This window comes from Flavobacterium aquiphilum (assembly GCF_027111335.1).
Lineage (GTDB): Bacteria > Bacteroidota > Bacteroidia > Flavobacteriales > Flavobacteriaceae > Flavobacterium > Flavobacterium aquiphilum.
Genome location: NZ_CP114288.1, coordinates 68,395 through 91,263 on the forward strand (window position 1 = coordinate 68,395; position 22,869 = coordinate 91,263).

At 34.9% G+C, this 22,869-nt stretch carries 20 protein-coding genes; 17 read left to right on the forward strand and 3 right to left on the reverse strand.

Annotated features, from left to right (window positions below; genetic code table 11):
- Positions 1–200 precede the first annotated feature (200 nt).
- The 12 genes from tnpA to OZP12_RS00345 all read left to right on the forward strand — a co-directional run bounded on the left by tnpA (position 201) and on the right by OZP12_RS00345 (position 10,940).
- Positions 201–662, forward strand: a complete 462-nt coding sequence (gene tnpA / locus OZP12_RS00290) for an IS200/IS605 family transposase (protein WP_281227036.1) — start codon at positions 201–203, stop codon at positions 660–662.
- Positions 663–816: 154 nt separating this feature from the next.
- Positions 817–1,590, forward strand: a complete 774-nt coding sequence (modA, locus tag OZP12_RS00295; protein ID WP_281227037.1) for a molybdate ABC transporter substrate-binding protein — start codon at positions 817–819, stop codon at positions 1,588–1,590.
- Positions 1,587–1,991, forward strand: a complete 405-nt coding sequence (locus OZP12_RS00300; protein WP_281227038.1) for a TOBE domain-containing protein — start codon at positions 1,587–1,589, stop codon at positions 1,989–1,991. Before modA ends, OZP12_RS00300 begins: the two co-directional genes overlap by 4 nt.
- Positions 1,984–2,658 (forward strand): molybdate ABC transporter permease subunit, encoded by a 675-nt coding sequence (gene modB, locus OZP12_RS00305; protein ID WP_281227040.1) that lies wholly within the window; start codon positions 1,984–1,986, stop codon positions 2,656–2,658. Before OZP12_RS00300 ends, modB begins: the two co-directional genes overlap by 8 nt.
- Complete coding sequence (locus OZP12_RS00310; RefSeq protein ID WP_281227041.1) at positions 2,658–3,533, forward strand: ATP-binding cassette domain-containing protein; 876 nt, start codon at positions 2,658–2,660, stop codon at positions 3,531–3,533. Before modB ends, OZP12_RS00310 begins: the two co-directional genes overlap by 1 nt.
- 240 nt (positions 3,534–3,773) lie before the next feature.
- On the forward strand, positions 3,774–4,121 hold the full coding sequence (locus tag OZP12_RS00315) for a winged helix-turn-helix domain-containing protein (protein ID WP_281227042.1): 348 nt from the start codon (positions 3,774–3,776) through the stop codon (positions 4,119–4,121).
- 115 nt (positions 4,122–4,236) lie between these two features.
- Positions 4,237–6,798, forward strand: coding sequence for a TonB-dependent receptor (locus OZP12_RS00320; RefSeq protein WP_281227043.1), 2,562 nt, complete (start codon positions 4,237–4,239; stop codon positions 6,796–6,798).
- A 364-nt stretch (positions 6,799–7,162) separates the two neighbouring features.
- Positions 7,163–8,038, forward strand: coding sequence for a cell division protein FtsX (locus OZP12_RS00325; protein WP_281227044.1), 876 nt, complete (start codon positions 7,163–7,165; stop codon positions 8,036–8,038).
- Positions 8,039–8,133: 95 nt separating this feature from the next.
- Positions 8,134–8,373 carry a DUF3098 domain-containing protein gene (locus OZP12_RS00330; protein WP_281227045.1) on the forward strand — a complete coding sequence of 80 codons (240 nt, stop codon included), beginning with the start codon at positions 8,134–8,136 and terminating at the stop codon, positions 8,371–8,373.
- Between the two features lie 76 nt (positions 8,374–8,449).
- On the forward strand, positions 8,450–9,247 hold the full coding sequence (locus OZP12_RS00335; RefSeq protein WP_281227046.1) for an undecaprenyl-diphosphate phosphatase: 798 nt from the start codon (positions 8,450–8,452) through the stop codon (positions 9,245–9,247).
- On the forward strand, positions 9,247–9,951 hold the full coding sequence (gene truB / locus OZP12_RS00340; protein ID WP_281227047.1) for a tRNA pseudouridine(55) synthase TruB: 705 nt from the start codon (positions 9,247–9,249) through the stop codon (positions 9,949–9,951). The genes OZP12_RS00335 and truB overlap by 1 nt, the downstream gene beginning before the upstream one ends.
- A 164-nt stretch (positions 9,952–10,115) precedes the next feature.
- A complete protein-coding gene (locus tag OZP12_RS00345; protein ID WP_281227048.1) occupies positions 10,116–10,940 on the forward strand; it encodes a hypothetical protein in 825 nt (274 codons plus the stop codon).
- Between the two features lie 121 nt (positions 10,941–11,061).
- On the opposite strand, the gene OZP12_RS00350 is transcribed toward OZP12_RS00345, so the two are convergent.
- Complete coding sequence (locus OZP12_RS00350; protein WP_281227050.1) at positions 11,062–11,682, reverse strand: thioredoxin family protein; 621 nt, start codon at positions 11,680–11,682, stop codon at positions 11,062–11,064.
- 569 nt (positions 11,683–12,251) lie between these two features.
- Between OZP12_RS00350 and pyrH the strand changes: the two genes are divergently transcribed.
- The 5 genes from pyrH (at position 12,252) to OZP12_RS00375 (ending at position 20,132) form a co-directional block, all read left to right on the forward strand.
- Positions 12,252–12,959: a UMP kinase gene (gene pyrH, locus OZP12_RS00355; RefSeq protein WP_281227051.1), complete on the forward strand. Its 708-nt coding sequence runs from the start codon at positions 12,252–12,254 to the stop codon at positions 12,957–12,959.
- Between the two features lie 70 nt (positions 12,960–13,029).
- Complete coding sequence (gene frr / locus OZP12_RS00360) at positions 13,030–13,593, forward strand: ribosome recycling factor (protein ID WP_281227052.1); 564 nt, start codon at positions 13,030–13,032, stop codon at positions 13,591–13,593.
- 117 nt (positions 13,594–13,710) lie between these two features.
- The gene (locus OZP12_RS00365) at positions 13,711–16,209 is read left to right on the forward strand and encodes a DUF5686 family protein (protein WP_281227053.1); all 2,499 of its coding nucleotides are present in this window, start codon (positions 13,711–13,713) and stop codon (positions 16,207–16,209) included.
- A 254-nt stretch (positions 16,210–16,463) separates the two neighbouring features.
- Positions 16,464–19,664 carry a PAS domain S-box protein gene (locus OZP12_RS00370; protein ID WP_281227054.1) on the forward strand — a complete coding sequence of 1,067 codons (3,201 nt, stop codon included), beginning with the start codon at positions 16,464–16,466 and terminating at the stop codon, positions 19,662–19,664.
- A 21-nt stretch (positions 19,665–19,685) separates the two neighbouring features.
- Positions 19,686–20,132: a response regulator gene (locus tag OZP12_RS00375; RefSeq protein ID WP_281227055.1), complete on the forward strand. Its 447-nt coding sequence runs from the start codon at positions 19,686–19,688 to the stop codon at positions 20,130–20,132.
- Between the two features lie 81 nt (positions 20,133–20,213).
- Here the strand turns inward: OZP12_RS00375 and OZP12_RS00380 are convergent, their stop codons facing one another.
- Positions 20,214–20,543, reverse strand: a complete 330-nt coding sequence (locus OZP12_RS00380) for a DMT family transporter (RefSeq protein WP_281227056.1) — start codon at positions 20,541–20,543, stop codon at positions 20,214–20,216.
- Positions 20,544–20,545: 2 nt separating this feature from the next.
- Entirely contained in the window at positions 20,546–22,816 is a 2,271-nt protein-coding gene (locus OZP12_RS00385; RefSeq protein ID WP_281227057.1) for a cation:proton antiporter, read from the reverse strand.
- Positions 22,817–22,869: the final 53 nt, after the last annotated feature.

A 22,869-nucleotide genomic window follows, 5' to 3' on the forward strand; every position in this document is an offset into this window, starting at 1 on the left:
GTACATTGTGCCAAAGTTATTTCTTAAACAAAAAAATAAATCATTTAATTAAGTGGAAATACTTATTTTTGGTTGGTTGCTTCTTATTTGATATTAGTTAAATAGTTCACCGAATAATGAGACCTCGTAGAGGTAAACTGTTTGTAGAAATAAGCGGTTTTGATTTTAGCTCCATAGGAGCGACCTGAAAAAATGATTCTATGGCAAATACGTATTCACAAATTTATATTCAAATTGTTTTTGCTGTAAAAGGGCGAGAAAATCTTATTAGAAAAGAAAACCGCGAAGAATTGCACAAATTCATTACCGGCATTGTTTCCAATAGAGAACAAAAGTTATTAGCTATTTTTGCAATGCCCGATCATGTCCATATTTTGATTGGAATAAAACCAAACATGGCAATTTCCGATCTAGTAAGGGATATAAAAGCAGGTTCTTCAAAATTCATTAATGACAACAAATGGATTAACGGAAAATTCAATTGGCAGGAAGGATATGGAGCATTTTCTTATTCAAAAAGTCAACTCGATAATGTAATAAAATACATTCTAAACCAAGAAAGCAATCATAAAAAACAAACCTTCAAAGAAGAATATATTTCGTTTTTAGAAAAATTTGAAATTGAATATGATGAAAAATATTTATATCAATGGATTCAATGATAAACAGTTCGCTCCTATGGAGCTTTTAAACAAATACCAAATAATTGCTACAAACCGTGAGCCTCTACGAGGCAATTAAATAGAATTCTAATATAAAATTAATCCTCAAATTTGTGTCTATTAGTCAAAACACAATGAAAATTAAGTAAAACTAATGATTCCTAAAAACTCTCTATTCTTAATCCTAATAACCCTTATACTGTCGGCATTCGGGACAGTAAAAGCACAACAAAAAATCACCATTGTAGCTGCTGCCAATCTAAAAGTAGCATTAGACTCAATAAATACCGTTTTCAAAAAACAAAACCCAAATATAGACTCGCAAATAACCTACGGAGCTTCAGGAAAATTATTTGAACAGATTTCCAATGGCGCTCCTTTCGATTTATTCTTTTCCGCCGATATGGATTATCCAAATCAATTGAAAGAAAAAAAACTGACAGCATCGGAAATTAAAATGTACGCCACCGGAAAATTAGCCATTTGGAGTAAAAAAACAGATCCAAACAAACGGAAAATGAACTGCCTTTTGGATGCCAATATTCAAAAAATAGCCATTGCCAACCCGTCAACAGCGCCTTATGGTGAAAAAGCGGTCGAAAGTTTAAAATTCTACAAAGTCTATGATAAAATAAAAAGCAAATTGGTTTTTGGTGAAAACATCAATCAAACAGCCCAATTTGCCACCACCGGAGCCGCCGACATCGGAATTATAGCTCTATCATTGGTACTCACCCCAAATATGCAGAAAGAAGGAGGTAAATATTATATCATCCCCGAAAAAAGCCACTCGCCCTTGGAGCAAGGCTGCGTAATCCTGAAACGCGCACAAGGAAATGCAAGTGCGGTTAAATTTTATAACTTTATTTCCTCAAAAAAAGCCATTGCCATTTTAAAATATTACGGTTATTCAACTGCTAAAAAATGAATACATTAAACGGATACATAACGACAATTCAATCATACCAAGGAATTTCATTGGTAAAAGTGAATTCCAACAATACCCTTTTCACTTCGATTGTTCTTGACACAGCCGAAACTGCCTCTTATCTCAAGAACGGTCATTTCGTAAAAATCATTTTTAAAGAAACCGAAGTCATAATTTCTAAAGATTTAAACCCGAATCTCAGCATTCAAAACCGAATGCATTGCACAATTGAATCCATTATAAAAGGTGTTTTGCTCAGTCAAATCAACCTGAACTTTGGTGAAACAATTGTCGAATCCATAATAACAACAAATGCTTGTGAAGAATTACAGCTTAAAAAAAACGACACTGTATTGGCATTAGTAAAAACAAACGAAGTAAGCTTATCTCCCAATGATTGATTTTTCTCCATTATGGCTCACGGCAAAACTAGCGCTTATCACAACGCTAATTCTCTTTCTTTTGGCGATCCCGCTTTGTTACTGGCTTGCCTATAGCCGATTTCGATTCAAAGCCATTATCGAAGCCATTATCAGTTTGCCTTTGGTACTTCCGCCATCTGTTTTGGGTTTTTACCTCCTTCTAGCATTTAGCCCAGAAAATGCTTTTGGTGAATTTTTATCCGAATATTTTAATTTACGATTGGTTTTTACGTTCCAAGGATTAATTCTCGCATCCGTTTTATATAGTTTACCTTTTATGGTAAATCCCATTTTATCCGGATTAAAAAACTTACCGGTTTCATTACAGGAAGCTTCTTTTACATTGGGAAAATCAAGATTTGTAACCATTTTAAAAATCATTCTTCCCAATATCCGTCCTTCACTGCTCACCGGAATCATTATGACTTTTGCGCATACGGTTGGAGAATTTGGTGTAGTCCTTATGGTTGGGGGAAGTATTCCTCATGAAACCAAGGTAGTTTCCATTGCTATTTACGAAGAAGTCGAATCGATGAATTACGATAATGCCAATATTTACGCGAGAATTTTGTTTGCGTTTTCTTTTTCTATTTTGTTAGTCGTTCATTTAATCAATAATAAATCCCGAAAAACAAATCTTCATTAATGATACATTTTAAAGCCTACAAAATGCTGCAAACCGCAGACGGTGAATTGCCTTTGGATGTTTCCTTTTCCATCCAAAAAGGACAATTCTTGGCTATTTATGGAAATTCGGGTGCGGGAAAAACAACGCTCTTAAGAATATTGGCAGGACTTACCCAAGCCGGCAAAAGTATAATTACTGTTGAAGATAATATTTGGGACGATTCTGAGAAAAAAATCCATTTGCCTGTACAAAAACGTTCCATTGGTTTTGTATTTCAGGATTATGCGCTGTTTCCGAATTTAACTGTAAAAGAGAATTTAGAATTTGCTTTGCAAAAAGGCGACGACATCAACATCATCTCCGAATTGATCGAACTGATGGAATTGCAACAGCTACAAAACAGCAAACCGCAAAACTTATCGGGAGGACAAAAACAGCGTGTCGCTTTGGCTCGAGCCATTGTCCGTAGACCAAAAATCCTTTTGTTGGACGAACCTCTTTCTGCACTTGATGACGAAATGCGATTTAAACTTCAGGATTATATTTTAAAGATTCATCAAAAGTACCAATTGACCACTTTAATGATTACACACTCTATGCCCGAAATATTCAAACTTTCGGACAGTGTCATTCATTTGGATAAAGGAAAAGTCATTAAAGAAGGAACTCCCGGAAGTGTATTTTTGGAAGATAAAATAAGCAGCAAATTCAAATTAACCGGCGAAATTATCAGTATCCACAAAAGTGACATCATATATGTAATACAAGTTTCTTCTGGAAACAATATTATTAGGGTTGTCGCCACCGAAGACGAAATTCAAAACTTTAAAGTTGGCCAAAAAGTATTGGTCGCTTCCAAAGCTTTTAATCCAATTATTCAGGTTATTTCCTAACATCATTAATCATTTCATCTGCGAAATCTGCGTGCCGTATTTTTTCACGCAGATTTCGCAGATTCACGCAGATTTTTTTTGATTATTCTCAAAGTACATCAGGAATGACAAACAAAACTCTTCTCTAAACTTATATTTTTGAAACCTTGCAGGAATACAAATTCAAATTTTTCTGAATTAAATTTTATTTCTACGTAAAAATACGTATGTTTGCCGATATGTTTCTAAAAACATAATCCTATGTCCGAAAATAAAAAATACTCCATTGCTGTAAGAATTTGGGTTGAAGAAGCCGAAGGTTCTTTTTTGGGTATTGGTAGGGTTTGGCTGTTGGAGAACATTGGGAAAACGGGCTCTATTACTAATGCCGCCAAAGAAATGAAAATGGCTTATCGGCAGGCTTGGCAATTGGTTGAAGAAATGAACAAACGTGCCGAAAGCCCTTTGGTCCAAAAACTCCTTGGAGGAAAAGGCGGCGGTGGCGCTAGATTAACCGAAGCCGGAGAAAAAGCCATTCAGACTTTTTACGAAATCGAAAAACGAATTAAGGATTTTGCCCAAAAAGAAACCCAAAATTTGAAGTTTTAAAATTTTTTATCACTCACTATTCATTTTTAAACATACTGAAATATTAAACAAATAATAACTAAACTAAATCACAAATAGCAGTATTCTTTTTAAAACATACTGAAAAACTATCTTTATGCAGAAAAAATTCCCTCTATTCCTACTCGCCTTAAGCCTGAAAAGTTTCGCTCAATCCGGAAACTCAAAAAAAGAACAAGACACCATCAAAAAAGAAATCCTCAAAGAAGTTGTAATCTCAGCTTCACGTACTCAGGAAACATTTTTGCGCTCCCCAATCACCATTGAACAATTGAAATCTGTCGATGCGAAAAACTACGGTTCGCCAACCAATTTTGATGCCTTGGAAAACCTAAAAAGTGTACAGGTTATCACACCAAGTTTAGGTTTCAAAGTAATAAACACAAGAGGTTTCGCTAATACTACCAATGTCCGTTTTGCACAATTAATCGATGGTATAGACAATCAGGCACCACATCTAGGTGCACCAATTGCGAACGCCCTTGGAGCCAATGACCTTGATATTGACAAAATTGAGGTAATCCCAGGATCGGCGGCGGCTTTGTACGGGATGAACGCTATCAACGGACTTGCAAATATCCAAACCAAAAATCCGTTTCAGTATCAGGGAATGAGCATACAGCAAATAACAGGTGTCAACCATACCGGAAATATTGATCGTTTTTCTCCGCAACTTTTTACCACGACCAATCTGCGCTATGCCAAGGCTTTCAATTCAAAACTAGCCTTCAAAGTAAACGGATCCATCACTAACGGAACCGATTGGGTTGCGGACAACCGAACCGATTTGGCACCAAACATCAATGCTTCCACCAATTTATACGGCAGTGATAATCCCGCATTTGACGAAGTAAACGGTTACGGAAACGAATCGGCTAACCGAAGAACACTGACACTCAACGGAAAAAAATATGTGGTTTCCAGAACAGGTTACCGCGAAACGGATATTGCCGATTATAATATCGAAAATTACAAATGGGATGGCGGTTTGTACTTCCGTCCAAAACAAGGACATGAATTGGCAGTTACTTATAAAGGTGCTTTAATCAACACCGTTTATCAGCGTTCGAACCGTTTTAGGCTCGACGATTATAAACTTAGCCAATATGCGATTGATTATCATACCGATATTTTTATGGTTCGTGCTTATTTAACGCACGAAAATACTGGAAATTCATACAACATGCGCTCTTTGGCGGAAAATATGGATCGCGCCTTCAAATCAGATGACCAATGGTTCACCGATTACACGAAAACCTACAGCTCAGCAATAACAGGTGGATCGACCATTGCCGATGCTCATAAAATAGCAAGAACTGCATCTGACCAAGGAAGATTTATTCCCGGTACTGCTGCTTATGAACAGAAAAAAGAAGAATTGGTCAACATCAACAATTGGGATTACGGAGCGGCGTTACGAGTAAAATCAGACCTTATCCATTCCGAAGGTTTATTCAATTGGGACAAAGCTTTTAAAGATTTTTTCCAAAAAATGGGTGCGCAGCTCCTAAGCGGTTTTGACTATAGAACTTACATCATTGTACCCGACGGAAATTATTTCATCAATCCTGAGAATCCCGGAGAAAACTTAAAATATGGCAAAACAGGCGGATTTACTCAGTTAAGCAAAGATTTATTTGATAAAAAATTACGTTTGAGTGCTACCATCCGTGCCGACAAAGCCGATTATTTTGACGTGAAATTCACACCGAGAATTACAGCCGTTTATTCTCCAAAAGAAGAAATTAACTTCCGTGCCTCGTACCAAAGCGGTTACCGATTCCCGAGTATTTTCGAAGGGTTTTCAAACGTAAACAGCGGTGGCGTAAAGCGCGTTGGAGGATTACGCATTATGTCTGACGGAATTTTTGAAAACTCTTATACCAAAGTTTCTATCGATAAATTTCAGGCTCAGGTAACGAGCGACATCAACACATTGGGATTGACCCAAGCACAGGCCATCGACAAAAATAAAGGCGTGATTCAAAAAAATCCTTACACCTATTTGGAGCCTGAATTTGTACGTTCCTATGAATTTGGATTCAGAGGTGTAGCCTTAAAAAAGAGCTTGTTTATCGATGCCGACTTTTATTACAACAACTACGAAAACTTTATTGCCCAAGTGGAAGCTTCTATCCCGAACACAAGCGATCCTGCACAGATACCAACAGCTTTGTATAATAAAAACACCCAAAACCGTTACCGTTTGTGGACGAATTCCAAAAGTAAAATCTACAATTACGGAAGCAGTTTAGGGCTAAAATACCGATTCAATGATATATTCTCGGCTTTAGGGAATGTGACTTATTCTAAATTGGACAGAACCGATGACAAAGACGGATTGGAAGACGGTTTCAACACCCCACAAATAATGGCCAACGGAACCATAATCGCCGATAACTTTTGGAAAAACTTAGGGGCAAGTGTTGGCTATCATCAGCAAAGCAAATATGACTATGTTTCGTTCCTTGTAAGCGGTTCCGTTCCTGCATATTGGACGATGGATGCGCAAACCAATTACAGCTTTACAAAATCGGGGGTTGTGGCGAAGCTTGGTGCTACCAATCTTTTGAACAAACCGTATTATTCTATTTTGGGAGGCCCACAAATTGGAGCTTTCTATTATGTGTCATTAACTTGGAATGTCGGGAAGATTTAGTTCCTGCTGCCGAATCATTAGTTCTCGCAAAGGCGCGAAGACGCAAAGAAAAGGTTTAAATCTTTGTGTCTCTGCGCCTTTGCGAGATTTTAAAAGCTTTTTTCAATGATTCTTAAAAAGCCAAAATGCTTCCTTTTAGCCCCGATTGAAACGAAAATCCTCTTGTCTTGGGGTTCAAGACAAGAGATTGTAGTGTAAAGCGGGAGGATATTACCTGAAAAAGCCAAATGTTTCTGCTCCCAAAAAATAATCATCGAACTCGGCTTTAAAGTCAAAAAAATGTAGTAAAATTGAAACTTTGGGAGACTTTAAGTTCAGATTAATGAATATGTTTATTATTTTTACCCCATAATTTTTATACGCTATGAGTTCATCCTTTGAAAAGTTTCAAAAACGCAGGTTAATTTCCTCTTATTTTTCGGTAGTGCTAAGTATCGCCTTAGTATTGTTTTTATTGGGTATTCTTGGATTTTTCATCATCAATTCCAAGAAATTGGCTGATGATTTCAAAGAAAAAATAGCTATGACCGTTTTTTTCAAAAACGAAGCCAATGACTCAATCATAAAAGCTTTTGGACAAGAACTAAAAGCAACCAAATTTTCGAAAACCTTTGTGTATGTTTCCAAAGAACAGGCCGCAAAAGAACATTCGGATATCATTGGTGAAGATTTCGTGACCTTTTTGGGCGAAAATCCTTTGCAAAACTCATATGATATTCACTTAAAAGCCGATTATATTGTTAGGGACAGCATCTCTAAAATAGAAAGCCGCTTGCGCAAAAACCCAATGATTTCGGATATTGTTTATGACAAACAATTGGTGAACTTAGTAAATGACAATATCAAGAAAGTCAGTATGTGGATCTTGATTATCAGCGCTTTTCTGACTGTTGTAGCGGTACTTTTAATCAACAGTTCTTTACGTCTTTCTATTTATTCCAACCGTTTCATCATTAAAACGATGCAAATGGTGGGTGCAACCAAATCTTTTATCCGAAGACCTTTTGTGATGCGTAGTATAAAATTGGGAATGATTGGAGCCGGAATCGCAATTCTTGCTTTAATTGGATTGCTATTTTATTTGGAAAGCAATTTCCCAAGTCTTGGAATCATGGACGACAAATTAATTATAGCGCTAGTGTTGATTGCCGTATTTGGCGCAGGAGTTTTGATTACTTGGCTAAGTACTCATTTTGCTACACAACGTTTCCTGAACTTGAGAACGGACGATTTATATTGATTTCTGATTCTTGAGATTAACGATTTTTGATTTCTGATTTAAAAAATAAACCTTTAAAGAACGGATGAGCTTATTTCATTCGTCGAAATAACAAAATGAAAAACGAAGAAAACAAACACGAATTCCTTTTTGAGAAAGTTAACTATAAAATTCTATTGATTGGAATTGCGGTTATTGCCCTTGGATTTATATTGATGTCTGGCGGTGGAAGTGATGACCCGAATGTTTTTAACGATGCCGTTTTTGATTTCCGCAGAATACGTCTGGCTCCAACTACTGTCTTAATTGGTTTTGGAATCACTATTTACGCTATTCTTAAAAACCCTAAAAAATAGTTTGCAGTATTCAGTATTTAGTGTTCAGTTAGTAACAACTAAAATCTGAATTCTAAAATCTAAAATCTAAAATTAAATGAATACACTACAAGCTATTGTTCTTGCCATTATTGAAGGAATTACAGAGTTTTTGCCTGTTTCTTCTACAGGACACATGATTATTGCTTCTTCCTTTTTTGGAATTGCGCATGAAGATTTTACTAAACTTTTCACCATCGTGATTCAATTGGGAGCCATTCTGTCGGTTTTAGTTTTGTACTTCAAACGCTTTTTTCAATCTTTTGATTTTTATTTCAAATTGTTGGTTGCCTTCATTCCGGCGGTTGTATTTGGATTGCTTTTCGCAAAAAAAATAGACGCTTTACTCGAAAATCCGGTAACTGTGGCCATCTCATTATTGATTGGTGGAGTCATTTTATTGAAAGTGGACCAATGGTTCAACAACCCTGATGTTTCCGAAAAAGCTCAGGATATTACTTACGGTCAAGCTTTAAAAATAGGCTTGTTCCAATGCCTTGCCATGATTCCCGGTGTTTCCCGAAGTGGTGCATCAATCGTTGGTGGAATGTCACAAAAATTATCCCGCACCTCTGCAGCTGAATTTTCATTTTTCCTTGCAGTTCCTACCATGCTTGGTGCAACGGTAAAAAAATGCTACGATTATTATAAAGACGGATTTGTTTTGTCCCACGACCAAATCAATTTCTTGATTATTGGAAATGTGGTTGCTTTTATTGTTGCACTTTTAGCAATTAAAAGTTTCATCGGATTTTTGACAAAAAACGGATTTAAGGTTTTTGGTTATTACCGAATAATTGCAGGACTAATATTACTTGCGATTCATTATTTCATTCATCCTTTGACCGTAATTTAATGACTACCGAAGATTTTTTAAACGGTCAGGTCCTCTTAATCGATAAGCCTTTGCATTGGACCTCGTTTCAGGCGGTCAATAAAATAAAATATTCGCTAATCAACAAAGCGGGTTTGCCTAAGAAATTTAAAATTGGGCATGCAGGCACTTTGGATCCTTTGGCTAGCGGATTATTATTGATCTGTACCGGAAAATTCACCAAAAAAATATCAGAACTTCAAGGGCAGGCCAAAGAATACACGGGAACTTTTTATATAGGAGCCACGACCTCTTCCTATGATTTGGAAACCGAAATCGACCAGACTTTCCCGACAGACCATATCGACGAATCGCTTATACACGAAACCGTAAAACAGTTTTTGGGTGAAATCGACCAAAAACCACCCATTTTTTCGGCTATCAAAAAAGACGGCGTTCGCTTATACGAACATGCCCGTGCAGGTGAAACCGTAGAAATAGCTTCAAGAAAAACCACAATCCACGAATTTGAAATCACCCGAATCGCTCTTCCTGAAGTCGATTTTAGAGTGGTATGCAGTAAAGGAACTTATATCCGTTCACTAGCTTACGATTTTGGACGCGCCATGAATTCAGGTTCACATTTAACCGTTTTACGCCGAACCAAAATTGGGGATTATGATGTAAAAAATGCTATTGATGTGACCGCTTTTGTGGATACTTTAGTTCCGAAAAAAGACGAGTAACAATTTTAAAAACATTTATATTAAATAGTTAGAAAGTACAGTGAAAGCTGTACTTTTTTTTATAAGAATAAATCAGTTTTTCAATAGATTCATTTAAAAAACAAACTATCTTTAGATCACGATTTAAGGTCATATCCTAATAAATCTAACAAAAGAATAAGAACATGAAAATCTTCAGAATACTATTACTATTACCTGTACTTATAACAGCACAATCTAACAAAACTACCGAAAACGTTTATTATGATAAATTACCTCATATAAAAATTGACAAGATAGTTTTTTACGAAAGTCCCTACACTATACTTTACAATAAACCTATGGAAATCAATTTTAAACCAAATTGGTACTGGGGTTATTGCTCTTCAAGCTATCCATTAGCTTTCGATAATTTCACAAAAGAAGCTCTTAAATATAGAGCATCAGACAATCAATCTTCTGAGCAGGTTTTAGAGGATTACGAAAAAAAATTCAAAACTTTAAAAAATGAGCAATTTAGAACACCGTATGTATATTATTTTGGAGAAATTTATTTTACCTATAGAAAAAGTAAAAAACAATATATAAAAACTTTATATTATTCCTTCAACAAAGAATTTAAAAATTTAGATTTCAATAAAATAGACACTTTAAAATTTAAAAAGAAAAAAACTCTCGAAAAAGGAAAAAAAATTACTGATTTAGAGCCGAACGAAATGATTACATACCTGCCAACTACTTCTGACTATTATGTTTTAGAAGATGGAATTTATAAATGGGGCAACCTTTCTAATATTCATGATAATATTTTAAGGCAAGGGGATCATTCTTTATTCTTCAATGGTAATCTTTTTAATCAATTTTGTGTTATGTTAAGACGTGCACCAAGTTACATACGCAGTAGAGTTGAAAATGGGAAACGATATTTTGAGACAGTTAAACAAACTCCAAAAGGAATTGTAGTTATTGGCAAAAAAAGAAAACAACTTGATGATATATCAAGTCAATAATACTGATTCATAAATCATTCCAAAAAAGCTGTTTTATAGATTTTCATTAAAAACAAAAAAGACGAATCACAAAAATGATTCGTCTTTTTTCATTGAAACTATCTAACCTATTTATAACAAACTATACACAAACACATTCATCTACTGAAGACAACATCATCTCAACGACTTCTTCCTGAACAGACAAACCTTTATCTTTTAAATACCATAACTGCAGTTGCGTTTTGGCTTCTTCATTTACAACACCAAACTCTTTTTTATAATTTTGAATTAAATCAGTAGCACCTTGTGGTCTTGGCCCCCAATGATTACAAACTTTTCCTGATTCTTTATCGATGATAAGCAATTTCGGGATGGCTCTTGCCCCATTGGTCAAAAAATAGTTCATTAGTTCATCATTTGCATCGCGCAAAACAATTCGCAAGTCAATTTTATCAGATTCTAAAGCCATTTTATTCAAAATAGGAAGAATCTGAGCGGCATCTCCACACCAACCTTCAGCGATGACCAACCAAATATATTCATTCTCGAACGACTTCAATTGCTCTTTTATTTCATCAGGAACAACAAGCGTTTTATCTAAACGCTTCAATCGGATTTCATTCAAAGTACTGTATTGCAACAAATCTTCAGATTGCACATTTCCGGTTGATTTTCCTTCATGCAATAAATTGGATATTAAATCTTTAAATTCCAAATAGGAATAACTATTGAGTAAAGCTTTTGCTACCGAATTTTTCATAGCTTTTTCTGTTTTTCATCATTACATAAAACCGGCACATCTTCATTGGTGTACACTACAATGTCGACATGCCCATTTCATTATACAAGTTTATTTGATACAAAAGTAGCCATATGATTCTTTAAAAAATGTGATAAAAATCACTTTATAAAAGACAAAAAAGCCTTATTTTCATAAAATTACAGCCAAAAAGCTGCAAACAATTAGTGTTTTTTGAAGCATAAACATTTGGTATTTTCAGCAAGCATTGGTCCCGCTTTCCGTTACAATCTTATAAGCCGAACACCGACTTATAAGGATTTTCACTGCAATCGGGGCTAAAAAGAAACATTTTACCTTTTTACCATCATCCAAAAAAAAAATTCAATAAGTGAACTCAGATTTAGGATTTTAGCCGAATGACGCCCTTTTGAGAAACTAAAAACTAAATTCAAAATTTAAGAACTCTTTTTTCAAAAAAAACAGATTATGTCTATATTTGCACAAATTTGGAAACATTGAACCCAATCAATAAACCGATTTGCTTTCGATAACGAAGGGAAACCTTAAAAAAAAACAAAACCTGACTGATGAAATACAAAAGAATCCTTCTAAAATTAAGTGGTGAAGCTTTAATGGGTGATTTACAATACGGAATCGACCCAAAACGTCTAGCCGAATACGCCGATGATATCAAACAAATTCATGCCAAAGGAGTAGAAATCGCCATAGTAATTGGTGGAGGAAACATTTTCAGAGGTGTTGCAGGAGCCAGTTCAGGAATGGACAGAGTACAAGGTGATTATATGGGAATGTTGGCCACAGTAATCAACGGAATGGCATTACAGGGCGCACTTGAGGACAAAGGTATGAAAACCCGTTTGCAAACTGCGCTAAAAATGGAATCCATCGCTGAACCTTATATCAAAAGAAGAGCCGATCGTCACTTGGAAAAAGGAAGAATCGTAATTTTTGGAGCAGGAACCGGAAACCCATATTTCACAACCGATACAGCTGCCGTTTTGCGTGGTATCGAAATCAATGCCGATGTGATCTTAAAAGGTACACGTGTTGACGGTGTTTACGATTGTGATCCTGAGAAAAATGCCGGAGCGGTAAAATTTGATTTCATATCATTTGAAGATGTATTGAGCAAAGGATTGAATGTAATGGATACAACCGCTTTTACTTTAAGCCAGGAAAACAAGTTACCTATTGTTGTGTTTGACATGAACAAACCAGGTAATCTATTGAGAATTTGCGAAGGACAAAACATAGGAACAGTAGTTAATATATAGTTTATCGTTTTTGGTTTGTTGTTTATAGTCAACTACAAACCAGTAATAACAAACAACTAACAATAAAGTTATGACTGAAGAAATTGAATTTATATTGGATAGTACAGAAGAATCTATGACAGGTTCTATCGAACATTTGGAAAAATCCTTTTTGAATATTCGTGCGGGAAAAGCCTCTCCGGCAATGTTGGGGAGTGTTTTCGTAGATTATTACGGGTCGGCGTCTCCGTTGTCCCAAGTTTCAAAAATCAGTACGCCAGATGCCAGAACCATTACGCTTCAACCTTTTGAAAAAAGTATGTTGCATCCTATAGAAAAAGCAATTATGATTGCCAATCTTGGTTTCAACCCAATGAACAATGGGGATATGATTATCATCAGCGTTCCGCCACTTACCGAGGATAGAAGACGTGAATTGGCAAAACAAGCAAAGTCTGAAGCCGAGGATGCCAAAATTGGTGTTCGAAATGCCCGTAAAGATGCCAATACCGATATCAAAAAATTAGAAAAAGAAGGAACTTCTGAAGACATTTGTAAAAGCGCCGAGGAAGAAGTACAAAACTTGACTAATTCCTATATCAAAAAAATCGACGAGCTTCTTGCTGTTAAAGAAGCCGAAATAATGAAAGTTTAACCTTTTGTTTAAATAAATATAAAATCTGTCTCGTTTTTTGGAACAAGACAGATTTTTTTATTTCTATTTTTGCCATAACAAATTGTAACCGAACATCTTTTGCAACAACCCGTTTTTATGAAGCACTTTTTTTTATTGTTCTTCTTTTTTACGCTTTCGATCCAAGCGCAATTTCAAGTAAACGGAATTGTCAAAGACGCTTCGACCCAAAAAGGACTTGCATTTGCTACCATTTCTGCCAATGATGGCTCCAACACGATTTCAGACGTGGATGGAAAATTCAGTATTACTTCCAAAAACAAAATTTCGTTTTTAACCGTTTCTTATGTAGGTTACCAGCAACAATCTATTGCTGTGGAAAGCAATCAATTGTATTACAAAATATTTCTTCAGCAAAAAACAAACTCGCTCAACGAAGTAAAAATTTCTAATATCAATCCAGCCTTAGCCATAATAAAAAAAACCATTCTGAACAAAACAAAGAACAATCCGCAGGAAAAGCTCAAAAGTTTTGAATTTAAAGCCTACAACAAACTCATCGTTACAGCAAATCCGGATTCAATCAAAGGTAAAATTGACTCTGTTTTTACAATCAATCCATTTGAAAAACATTTCAAAAAATTGGATTCGACCAATTACAAATTCAAACAGCTTATTTCAAAACAGCATTTGTTCCAAACCGAAAAAGTATCACAATACCAATACGACGGAGACAGACTAAAGGAAACCATCTTAGGAACCAGAATGTCAGGATTCAAACAACCGGTTTACGAAATCCTTTCATTTAACCTTCAATCTTTTTCCATTTACGATTCCAAATACGAACTTTTTGAAACCAAATACAACAGCCCAATCGCCGATGACGCCTTAACTGATTACAACTTCAAACTTCTTGACACAGTGGCTATAAATGGCAGAAATGCTTATATGATTCATTTCAAAAACAAGAAAAAGAAAAAAGCTGCGGGCTTGGAAGGGATTCTGTACATCGATCAGGACAATTACGGAATCGCAAAAGCAATCATGCGAATCAAAGGCATACTGGACATTAGCGGAACTCACGAATTTCAATACATTCCAGAAGAAAATCTATGGTTTCCTTCAGAAAAAAAATTCAAAATCGTAAAAGGAACCAATGATGACGACATAAAAATATTGGGTGGAACGATTCAGTTCGATGGTGACATAGAAGAAAATCTAAAGAAACGAAAAAGAGTCGAATCGGATTATATATACGTATATTCCCAAACAACAAACTTTGACGTTACATATAACGCTCCTGTTATAATCAACAAACCAATTGTCGCTGTTGAACTCAAAGACGAAGCGATAGACAAACCTGAAAGCTTTTGGGAACAATACAGACAGGAGAAATTAGATCTCCGCAGCCAGAAAACTTATTTATTGGTTGACAGTATTTCGGTAAAAAAAAGAATCGAAAACAGGCTGAATCTCGGACGAAAAATCCTAAGCGGTTATTTGCCTTTCAATGTTTGGGATTTTGATTTGCGCAAAATACTCAGTTACAACAATTATGAAGGTCTTCGACTGGGTATTGGTGGAACCACTAATAATGCATTTTCCAGCAAATATAGACTAGAAGGATATGGTGCTTACGGATTGAGAGATTATAATTTCAAATACAGTTTTGGCGCTGGTGCCAGAGTCGATAAATTCTCCAACACTTGGATTGGTGCGAGTTATACTGATGATCTCCATGAAAATGCCAGCACCGATTATGCCGTCGAACGAAGAGCTTTCAAAATATACGATCCACGTTCCATCAACTTCAGTACTTTTTACCGCTATGAAAATTGGAGAATTGCATTGGAGTCCAAAATTATCCCAAATACAGAAAGCACTCTTGTATTTGCCAATACTTTTGTAACGCCTCAATTCAATTACACTTATAATCTAAATGGAAAGTCATACACAGACTACACCATGACTACGGCAACGGTTTCTGTAAAATGGAATCCGTTTAGTGATTATATGCAAACTCCTACGGGCAGAATTGAAACTGAAAAAAGGTATCCCAAATTCATATTTCAATTCACTCAATCCATTCCAAATGTCCTTAACAACGATTTCAGTTTTTCTAAAATTGACTTTAAAACGGAATATCTAATTAATTATTTGGATGGACAGCAAACATATTTACTGTTTGAAGCAGGTAAAGCTTTTGGAGATCTTCCACTCCCGCAATTATATGGAAATTCGCCAAACAACCTCAACAAAGAAACTATTTTCCAACGAATTACATTTGCCGGAAAAAACAGTTTTGAGACTATGTTTTTCAACGAATTTTTCTCTAGCGAATTCATGTCTTTTCAATTCAAACATGGTTTCAGCCGAATATTTCTTTTTAAAAAGATAAAACCCGCAATTGATTTTGTTACCCGAATGGCTTGGGGAAATATGAAAAACCCTGAAAATCATGTTGGTCTCGAATACAAGACCTTAAACAAAGGCTTTTTCGAATCAGGATTGGAATTCAACCAAATATATAACGGATTTGGACTTGGCAGCTATTATCGTTATGGACCAAACCACTTGCCTAACTTCAAAGACAATATTGCCATAAAACTCACTTTTATTCTTGATTTGGGGATCTAAATCAAAATCAACCAAAAATTTGTTGAATCAAATTCTTCCCTTTAAAGCAAAAAACGAAAAACAATTGACAATCAAAAGTTTAGCGCAAAAAATGTATCTTTGAAGAGTTAAATAATTCGACAAAATACATGCTTTTTACATAAATATAATCTTAAACTTATAAAACATCTTGGTTTTAATTTTTATTTTGATTACATTAGAATTAATTGAATAAACTCTTGCATTTATAGCAAAGAAATCCTCCTGGCAAAAAAATGGATACAAATACAAATATTGGTTATAAAAATATTTCTGTCTATCTTAATTCGACAGGCAAAATTGTTGCTTTCACAGCAATTTTATATTTTCTATTTGCCAAATTATCCCAATCTATATTTATCAGCGAAATTAATTTGCCTCCTTTTTTTCCTGCAATAGGTTTTGGAACAGCCATCGCCATAATTTTTGGACGAAAAGCAATTCTTGGTGTGGCAATTGGAGGTTTTCTATTTTCAATAAGCATATTTCAAAATCAATTACTGAATCCTATAAGTTTTCATCAGTTTGTAATTTTCCTTTGTATTTGCCTTCTTAGGTCTTTAATAGCTTCTTTAAACACATTTCTAGTCTTTTATTTTACCCAATTGTGGTGTAAAACAAAATATCCGTTTAATAACAGTTTACATGTATTGTATTTTGCCACATCCTGTTTATTAGGGAGCGTGATCGCCTCTTCAGTATGCATTCCATTTCTTTCCGAAGGAACTTTTTTTTCTACTGATGACCTCTTATTAATGTGGAGTAATTTAATTAGAGCAAATACGTTGAGCATTATCGTATTTGCCCCTTTTGTATTATCATGGCTACACAAAGAAGAAAACAATACTAAATGGTCTCTTCTAAAAAAAACAGAAGCACTTATCCTGTCAGTAATTTCTATTACTCTTTCAATATATGTTTTCAGTTCACAGACGCATAATGAATCCATTCTCTATCTTTTATTGATATGGGTTGCATACCGATTTGGCAATAGACTTATCACCACAACAACTTTAATCATAGCAATTATTTCTATATACTTCACGAGCAAGAAAATAGGAGGTTTTGCTTTCAGCGACTGGAACAACGACTACTTTATGTTACAATTATTTTTATTTGTAAACATGGTATCTATCTTGTTTTTGAAAGCCATTTTGAAAGAAAAAGAAAACGAAGAAACTAGATTAAAAATAAGCGAACAAAATTTAAGCCTGGAGAGAAATATTCTCAAAGCGACTATCGAAAGTACAAATGGTGTCAGTATTTTTTCATTAGACACCAATTTAAACTATTTAAGCTTCAATTCGGTTCATGAAAATTTTATGAAAAACCAACATGAAGCTTCAATCAAAATTGGCGATAATCACATCGAGCTAATTTCATCAGAAGACAAAAAAAAAGAATTTACATCCATATATCATAATGTTTTAAAAGGAGACAATTATACAAAAGAGGAAAAAAATACTGAGAACATACATTCCAAAATTTTTAAATCACCAATAAGAGACAAAAAAAATGAGATTATTGGAGTAACTGTAATTGTTACCAATATCACCGAATTAAAATTAAAGGAGATTCAACTAAAGAAGAACAACAATTCACTTAATGAGCGTATTAAAGAGCTTCATTGCCTTTTTAACATTACCAAAATCCTAAGCAATAAAATACTCTCCAAATCAGAGAAATTACAAGCTTGTGTACAAATTATCCCTTCAGCACTTCAATTTCCCGAAACAGCCTATTCCCGAATCCAATTTGAGGGAGAAGAATTCTTATCCGACAATTACCAAAAAAATGATTTTCAGCTTACTCAAAAAATAATCATAAACGGTGTAGAATTCGGTTGCATAGAAATGGGCTATTTTAATGCAGAAAAATTGAAAATGGATACTATTTTTCTCGAAGAAGAAATCCAATTACTGGAAACCTTGTCTGATATTATTTCCAAAGCTCTGGAAACCAAAATAGCAGAGGAAAAGCTTACAAAAAGTGAAGAATCCTATCGGATTTTATTCGAAAATATTCAAGATGTCTTTTTCAAAACTTCAATAAAGACAAAAGAAATATTGGATGTAAGTCCATCCTGCAGCACCTTTAACGGAATAACAAGAGAAGAACTCATTGGTCAAAATATGTCCAGTATCTATTCAAACAAGGATAAGGCGCAATTGATGTTCCAACAAATAATGACAGAACACAAAGTAGTTGACTATAATAGCGAAATAACGATAAAAGGAAAATCATTTTATGTTTCAATCAATGCTAAAATCATTTTCGATTCAAATGGAGAACCCGAATTTGCGATAGGTTCACTACGGGATATTACCAAACGGAAATTAGCGGAAAAAAATCTAAAATTAAGTGAAGAAAAATTCCGATCCATCTACGAAAATTTTGAAGATATATATTTCAGAACCAGTATGACTGGGACAATTCTTGATGTTAGCCCTTCATTTGAAAAACATTTCAAAAAGCCTTGCTCAGAAGCCCTTGGAGGAACCGTTTATGATTTTTATTATGATGAAAAAGATAGAGAATTATTTATCAGCAAGTTAAAAGATCAAAAACAAGTCAACGATTTCGACGTACGCTTTAAAGACAACGAGGGTAACATTATCTTCCTCTCTTTTAACGCCCGCATTATATATGACGAAAATGGGAATTCGATGTATATTGAAGGATCCATGAGAAACATTAATGACCGTATTGCCATTCAAAAGGAAGTGATTGCCAAAAAACGACAACTGGAATTCCAAAACATAGAATTAGAACAATTTGCATATATCGCATCACACGATTTGCAAGAGCCATTAATCACAGTGATGCATTGCATTAGCCTCCTTCAAGATGAACTGGGCGAAATTTTAGACGAAGACCAAAAACAATACCTAGAATTTATCCTCAGTTCCACCTCACGTATGCAAATGTTAATCAAAGGATTATTAGATTACTCCAAAATTGGAAAGGAAAGAATAAACGAAACGATAGACTGCAATGAGATTGTTTCTACCGTTCTTTCAGATATGACTGTTAGCCTCAAGGAAAGCGATGCTATTGTTGAATATAATGACCTGCCTATTATTCAAGGCAGCCCAACCGAAATGAGACAATTGTTTCAAAATATGATTAGCAACGCCAATAAATTTCAAAGAAAAGGGCAACAACCAAAAATAAAAATTGCTGCTACAAAAGAAAGCGACAATTGGTTATTCTCTATTCAAGATAATGGAATAGGAATTAAGGAACAAGATATTGACAAGGCATTTATAATTTTTAAACGTTTGAATAACCGCGATGAATACAAAGGAACCGGAATAGGATTATCGCATTGCAAAAAAATCATAGAACATCACGGAGGAAAAATTTGGGTCGAATCTAAATTTAATGAAGGGACTACATTCAAATGGACTTTCCCGATTAAACAAAGTTCAAATTAATAATTCAAAAACCTTATAAAAATGAAAAACAGACTAAACTGTATCTTATTGGCAGATGATGATATTGCTACCAATTTCATCAACAAAAAAATCATAGAAAAAGCCAATATAATCGAACACGTTCATGTTGCCTTAAACGGTAAGGAAGCCATTGAATACATTTGCAATAAGGGGAAATTTGAATCAGATAATAACAAATACCCTAAACCCGAAATGATATTATTGGATATCAACATGCCGGTTATGGATGGTTGGGAATTTATTGAAACCTATCAAAAATTAGATAATGCATACAAACAAAATATTGTAATTGTAATGCTTAGCAGTTCTTTTAATCCTGCTGACAAAGTAAAAGCTGAATCATATGCTGAAGTTGCAGAATTCAGGCAAAAACCTATGAGCAGGGAATCACTCCTTGAAATCATCTGTACCCATTTTCCTGAAATAGTTCATGAAAAAGCTTTATAAGTTTATTAGACACTATAATTAAAAGGCCTAACTGCAAAATACACAGTTAGGCCTTTTATCATAAACGGAATCTTGTTTTTTTTAATGAGCCGACACAAATTTCAACCCAATGATTGATGATATTAAAGTAAACAAGAAAAAAAGTCTCCAAAAAGTCGCTGGTTCTTTGAATAAAAAAATACCAACGAGAACAGTTCCAACAGCTCCAATTCCTGTCCAAACTGCATAAGCAGTTCCTATCGGCAGTGTTTGGGAAGCTTTGTACAACAACCCCATACTGATGGAAAGCGCTATAAAAAACCCAACCGTCCATAAAGTTGAAGTCATGCCAGTTGTTTCTTTGGCTTTGCCCAAACAAGTAGCAAAACCTACTTCAAAAAAACCTGCCACAATAAGCATCAACCAATTCATAATTACGGTTTAATAATTAATACCGAAGGAACTCCGCTTAACCAAAAAGGACGCGAATTCAATAAATCTTTCCAACTTTCCAGACTAACAATCATTAAATCCTGTTTAATCAAAAAGTCATCGGTCAAAACAGATTCATTATCTATATTAACATTTTTAGGGAATTTTTGTTTTAGGGAATCCAAAGCACTTGCAATTACAAAATTAGACTGCACATGACTATTAACAGGCAAAAAGGTAATATTTGCATTGTTGTTGTAAATTATTTTTTGGGCGTAATCGATCAAAAAGGAATCCTCGGAACCATAAATAGGGACAAAAACCTGATTCACTTCTTTTAATCCTTTATCAATCAAAACTCCCAACGGCATTTTGACTTTCGTTACAATTTGTCTTGTTCTTTCATCAAAAGGTGAATTTTCAAAAAGTCCTTCCTTACCTGTAAATTTATCTAACAATCTTTCAGGATTGATTATTCGTGAAGTAAACCCAATTACTTTACCCAATAAAGTCCCTTCAAATATTGATTTTCCTAATCCAACCAACAACAAATCATAATCACCTTGATTAGCGATATCGATTATTTCGGTATCGATATCAATTGTCGCTTTAAAAATAGTAGTAATTTCCTGCTTTAAAACAACCGCCTCTTTCATTATCGGATTAAAGCTGCTTTTCTCTTTGTCTTCCATATTGAAGGTATGCATTTCATCACTCAAAGACAAATGCAAAGCTGTAATAGAACAAGCTTCTTTTTGCTTTCTTACCATGCTATTAGCCAATCGCAACAAAGATTTCCCCTTTTCATTGTTCCCAAAAGAAATCAAAATTCGGTACTTATTGTGGTTAACTTCTTCTTCGTGATCTGTAATATCAGTGGTTTTAAAGATATAATTAATTAAATCCAATGCCGGTCCTGTCATAAAAGTTGTCACCAAAGCCATGATCACCATCATTGTAAAGACTTCGGTTGTAAGTACTCCAAGAGCTAATCCGATATTCAAAACAATCAATTCCATCAAGCCTCTAGTGTTCATCAAGGCTCCAATCACAAAACTGTTTCTCCAACTTTGACCTACAAATTTAGCCGCCAAAGCACTTCCAAAAAATTTCCCTACTACCGCTACAAGAATTATAAAACCGGTTACCTTCCACAAATATGGTTCATTCAGCAAACCAATCTCTGTTTTCAATCCCGTGAATACAAAGAACAATGGCAGTAACAATATAACGGAAACATCTTCTACTTTGGAAATAAAAACAGTTCTAAACTTAGCCACATCCGGCATAATAGCACCCATCATAAAAGCGCCAAACAAAGCGTGAATTCCAATCAATTCTGTAGCATAAGAAGAAATAATCAATAGCAAAAAGAAAATAGCCACCACTGGTTTGCTCAAACTTTCCTTGCTTCCATACAATTCCCCAATTCTCTTCAGGAAAGGCTTAACTAAATATATCATTAACAAAACGTAAATCGCAGCCAACGAAATGGTAAACATCGAACTTTCGAAAGTTCCCGCTTTTACAATGGCAATTACTGTCGCAAGAATACACCAAGCCGTAATATCATCGGCAGCGGCGCAAGTAATCACAATAGCTCCCAATTTGGTTTTATGCATTCCTCTTTCCTGAACAATACGTGCCAAAACCGGGAAAGCTGTTATACTCATCGCGATTCCCATAAACAAACAGAAAGAAAGAAATGTAACCCCTTCCGGTGCGAAACGGTTATAAACAAAGTAAGCTAGTCCAATTCCTAATGAAAACGGAATAATAATACTGGCATGACTAATAACAACGGCTTCTTTTGCCCTGTTTTTCAAAACCTTGACATCAAGCTCCATTCCAATTACAAACATAAAAAGGATCAACCCTATCTGACTTAAGAACTTAAGGTTTTCCAAAGATTTGTCAGGAAAAAGTGCATGGAAAAAATCCGGAAAATACATTCCCAACAAAGAAGGTCCCAGAGCTATTCCGGCAATAATTTCACCAATTACCGAAGGTTGCCCTATTTTCTTAAAAAACCAACCAAAAAGACGGGCTACAAGGATAATCATTATGATTTGTGCCAATAATATAGCCAAAGGATCTTGCACATTGTGAACCATTGAGGCGAGAAAATCTTCCCATGAACTTACACTGGTAACTGGACGAATAATCTCTTTATTCCCCTCCAGTTTTTTACCCAATTCAATAATCCAATATATTAAAGTAGAAAAAACGCCTGTAACACTCAAATAAAACAATGTATTCCTGTATTTCTTCATAACAATATCAATGACAATAATTTAATTTTAACGAAACAAAGATGAGAAAAACA

Bases quoted from the DNA above. Each gene is read 5' to 3' on its own strand.
- OZP12_RS00380 (WP_281227056.1), bottom strand. From the start codon at position 20,543: ATGAATTGGTTGATGCTTATTGTGGCAGGTTTTTTTGAAGTAGGTTTT.
- modA (WP_281227037.1), top strand. From the start codon at position 817: ATGATTCCTAAAAACTCTCTATTCTTAATCCTAATAACCCTTATACTG.
- modB (WP_281227040.1), top strand. From the start codon at position 1,984: ATGATTGATTTTTCTCCATTATGGCTCACGGCAAAACTAGCGCTTATC.
- pyrH (WP_281227051.1), top strand. From the start codon at position 12,252: ATGAAATACAAAAGAATCCTTCTAAAATTAAGTGGTGAAGCTTTAATG.
- OZP12_RS00320 (WP_281227043.1), top strand. From the start codon at position 4,237: ATGCAGAAAAAATTCCCTCTATTCCTACTCGCCTTAAGCCTGAAAAGT.
- OZP12_RS00370 (WP_281227054.1), top strand. From the start codon at position 16,464: ATGGATACAAATACAAATATTGGTTATAAAAATATTTCTGTCTATCTT.
- OZP12_RS00315 (WP_281227042.1), top strand. From the start codon at position 3,774: ATGTCCGAAAATAAAAAATACTCCATTGCTGTAAGAATTTGGGTTGAA.
- OZP12_RS00350 (WP_281227050.1), bottom strand. From the start codon at position 11,682: ATGAAAAATTCGGTAGCAAAAGCTTTACTCAATAGTTATTCCTATTTG.
- truB (WP_281227047.1), top strand. From the start codon at position 9,247: ATGACTACCGAAGATTTTTTAAACGGTCAGGTCCTCTTAATCGATAAG.
- OZP12_RS00310 (WP_281227041.1), top strand. From the start codon at position 2,658: ATGATACATTTTAAAGCCTACAAAATGCTGCAAACCGCAGACGGTGAA.
- OZP12_RS00375 (WP_281227055.1), top strand. From the start codon at position 19,686: ATGAAAAACAGACTAAACTGTATCTTATTGGCAGATGATGATATTGCT.
- OZP12_RS00325 (WP_281227044.1), top strand. From the start codon at position 7,163: ATGAGTTCATCCTTTGAAAAGTTTCAAAAACGCAGGTTAATTTCCTCT.
- OZP12_RS00385 (WP_281227057.1), bottom strand. From the start codon at position 22,816: ATGAAGAAATACAGGAATACATTGTTTTATTTGAGTGTTACAGGCGTT.
- OZP12_RS00335 (WP_281227046.1), top strand. From the start codon at position 8,450: ATGAATACACTACAAGCTATTGTTCTTGCCATTATTGAAGGAATTACA.
- OZP12_RS00345 (WP_281227048.1), top strand. From the start codon at position 10,116: ATGAAAATCTTCAGAATACTATTACTATTACCTGTACTTATAACAGCA.
- tnpA (WP_281227036.1), top strand. From the start codon at position 201: ATGGCAAATACGTATTCACAAATTTATATTCAAATTGTTTTTGCTGTA.
- OZP12_RS00365 (WP_281227053.1), top strand. From the start codon at position 13,711: ATGAAGCACTTTTTTTTATTGTTCTTCTTTTTTACGCTTTCGATCCAA.
- frr (WP_281227052.1), top strand. From the start codon at position 13,030: ATGACTGAAGAAATTGAATTTATATTGGATAGTACAGAAGAATCTATG.
- OZP12_RS00300 (WP_281227038.1), top strand. From the start codon at position 1,587: ATGAATACATTAAACGGATACATAACGACAATTCAATCATACCAAGGA.
- OZP12_RS00330 (WP_281227045.1), top strand. From the start codon at position 8,134: ATGAAAAACGAAGAAAACAAACACGAATTCCTTTTTGAGAAAGTTAAC.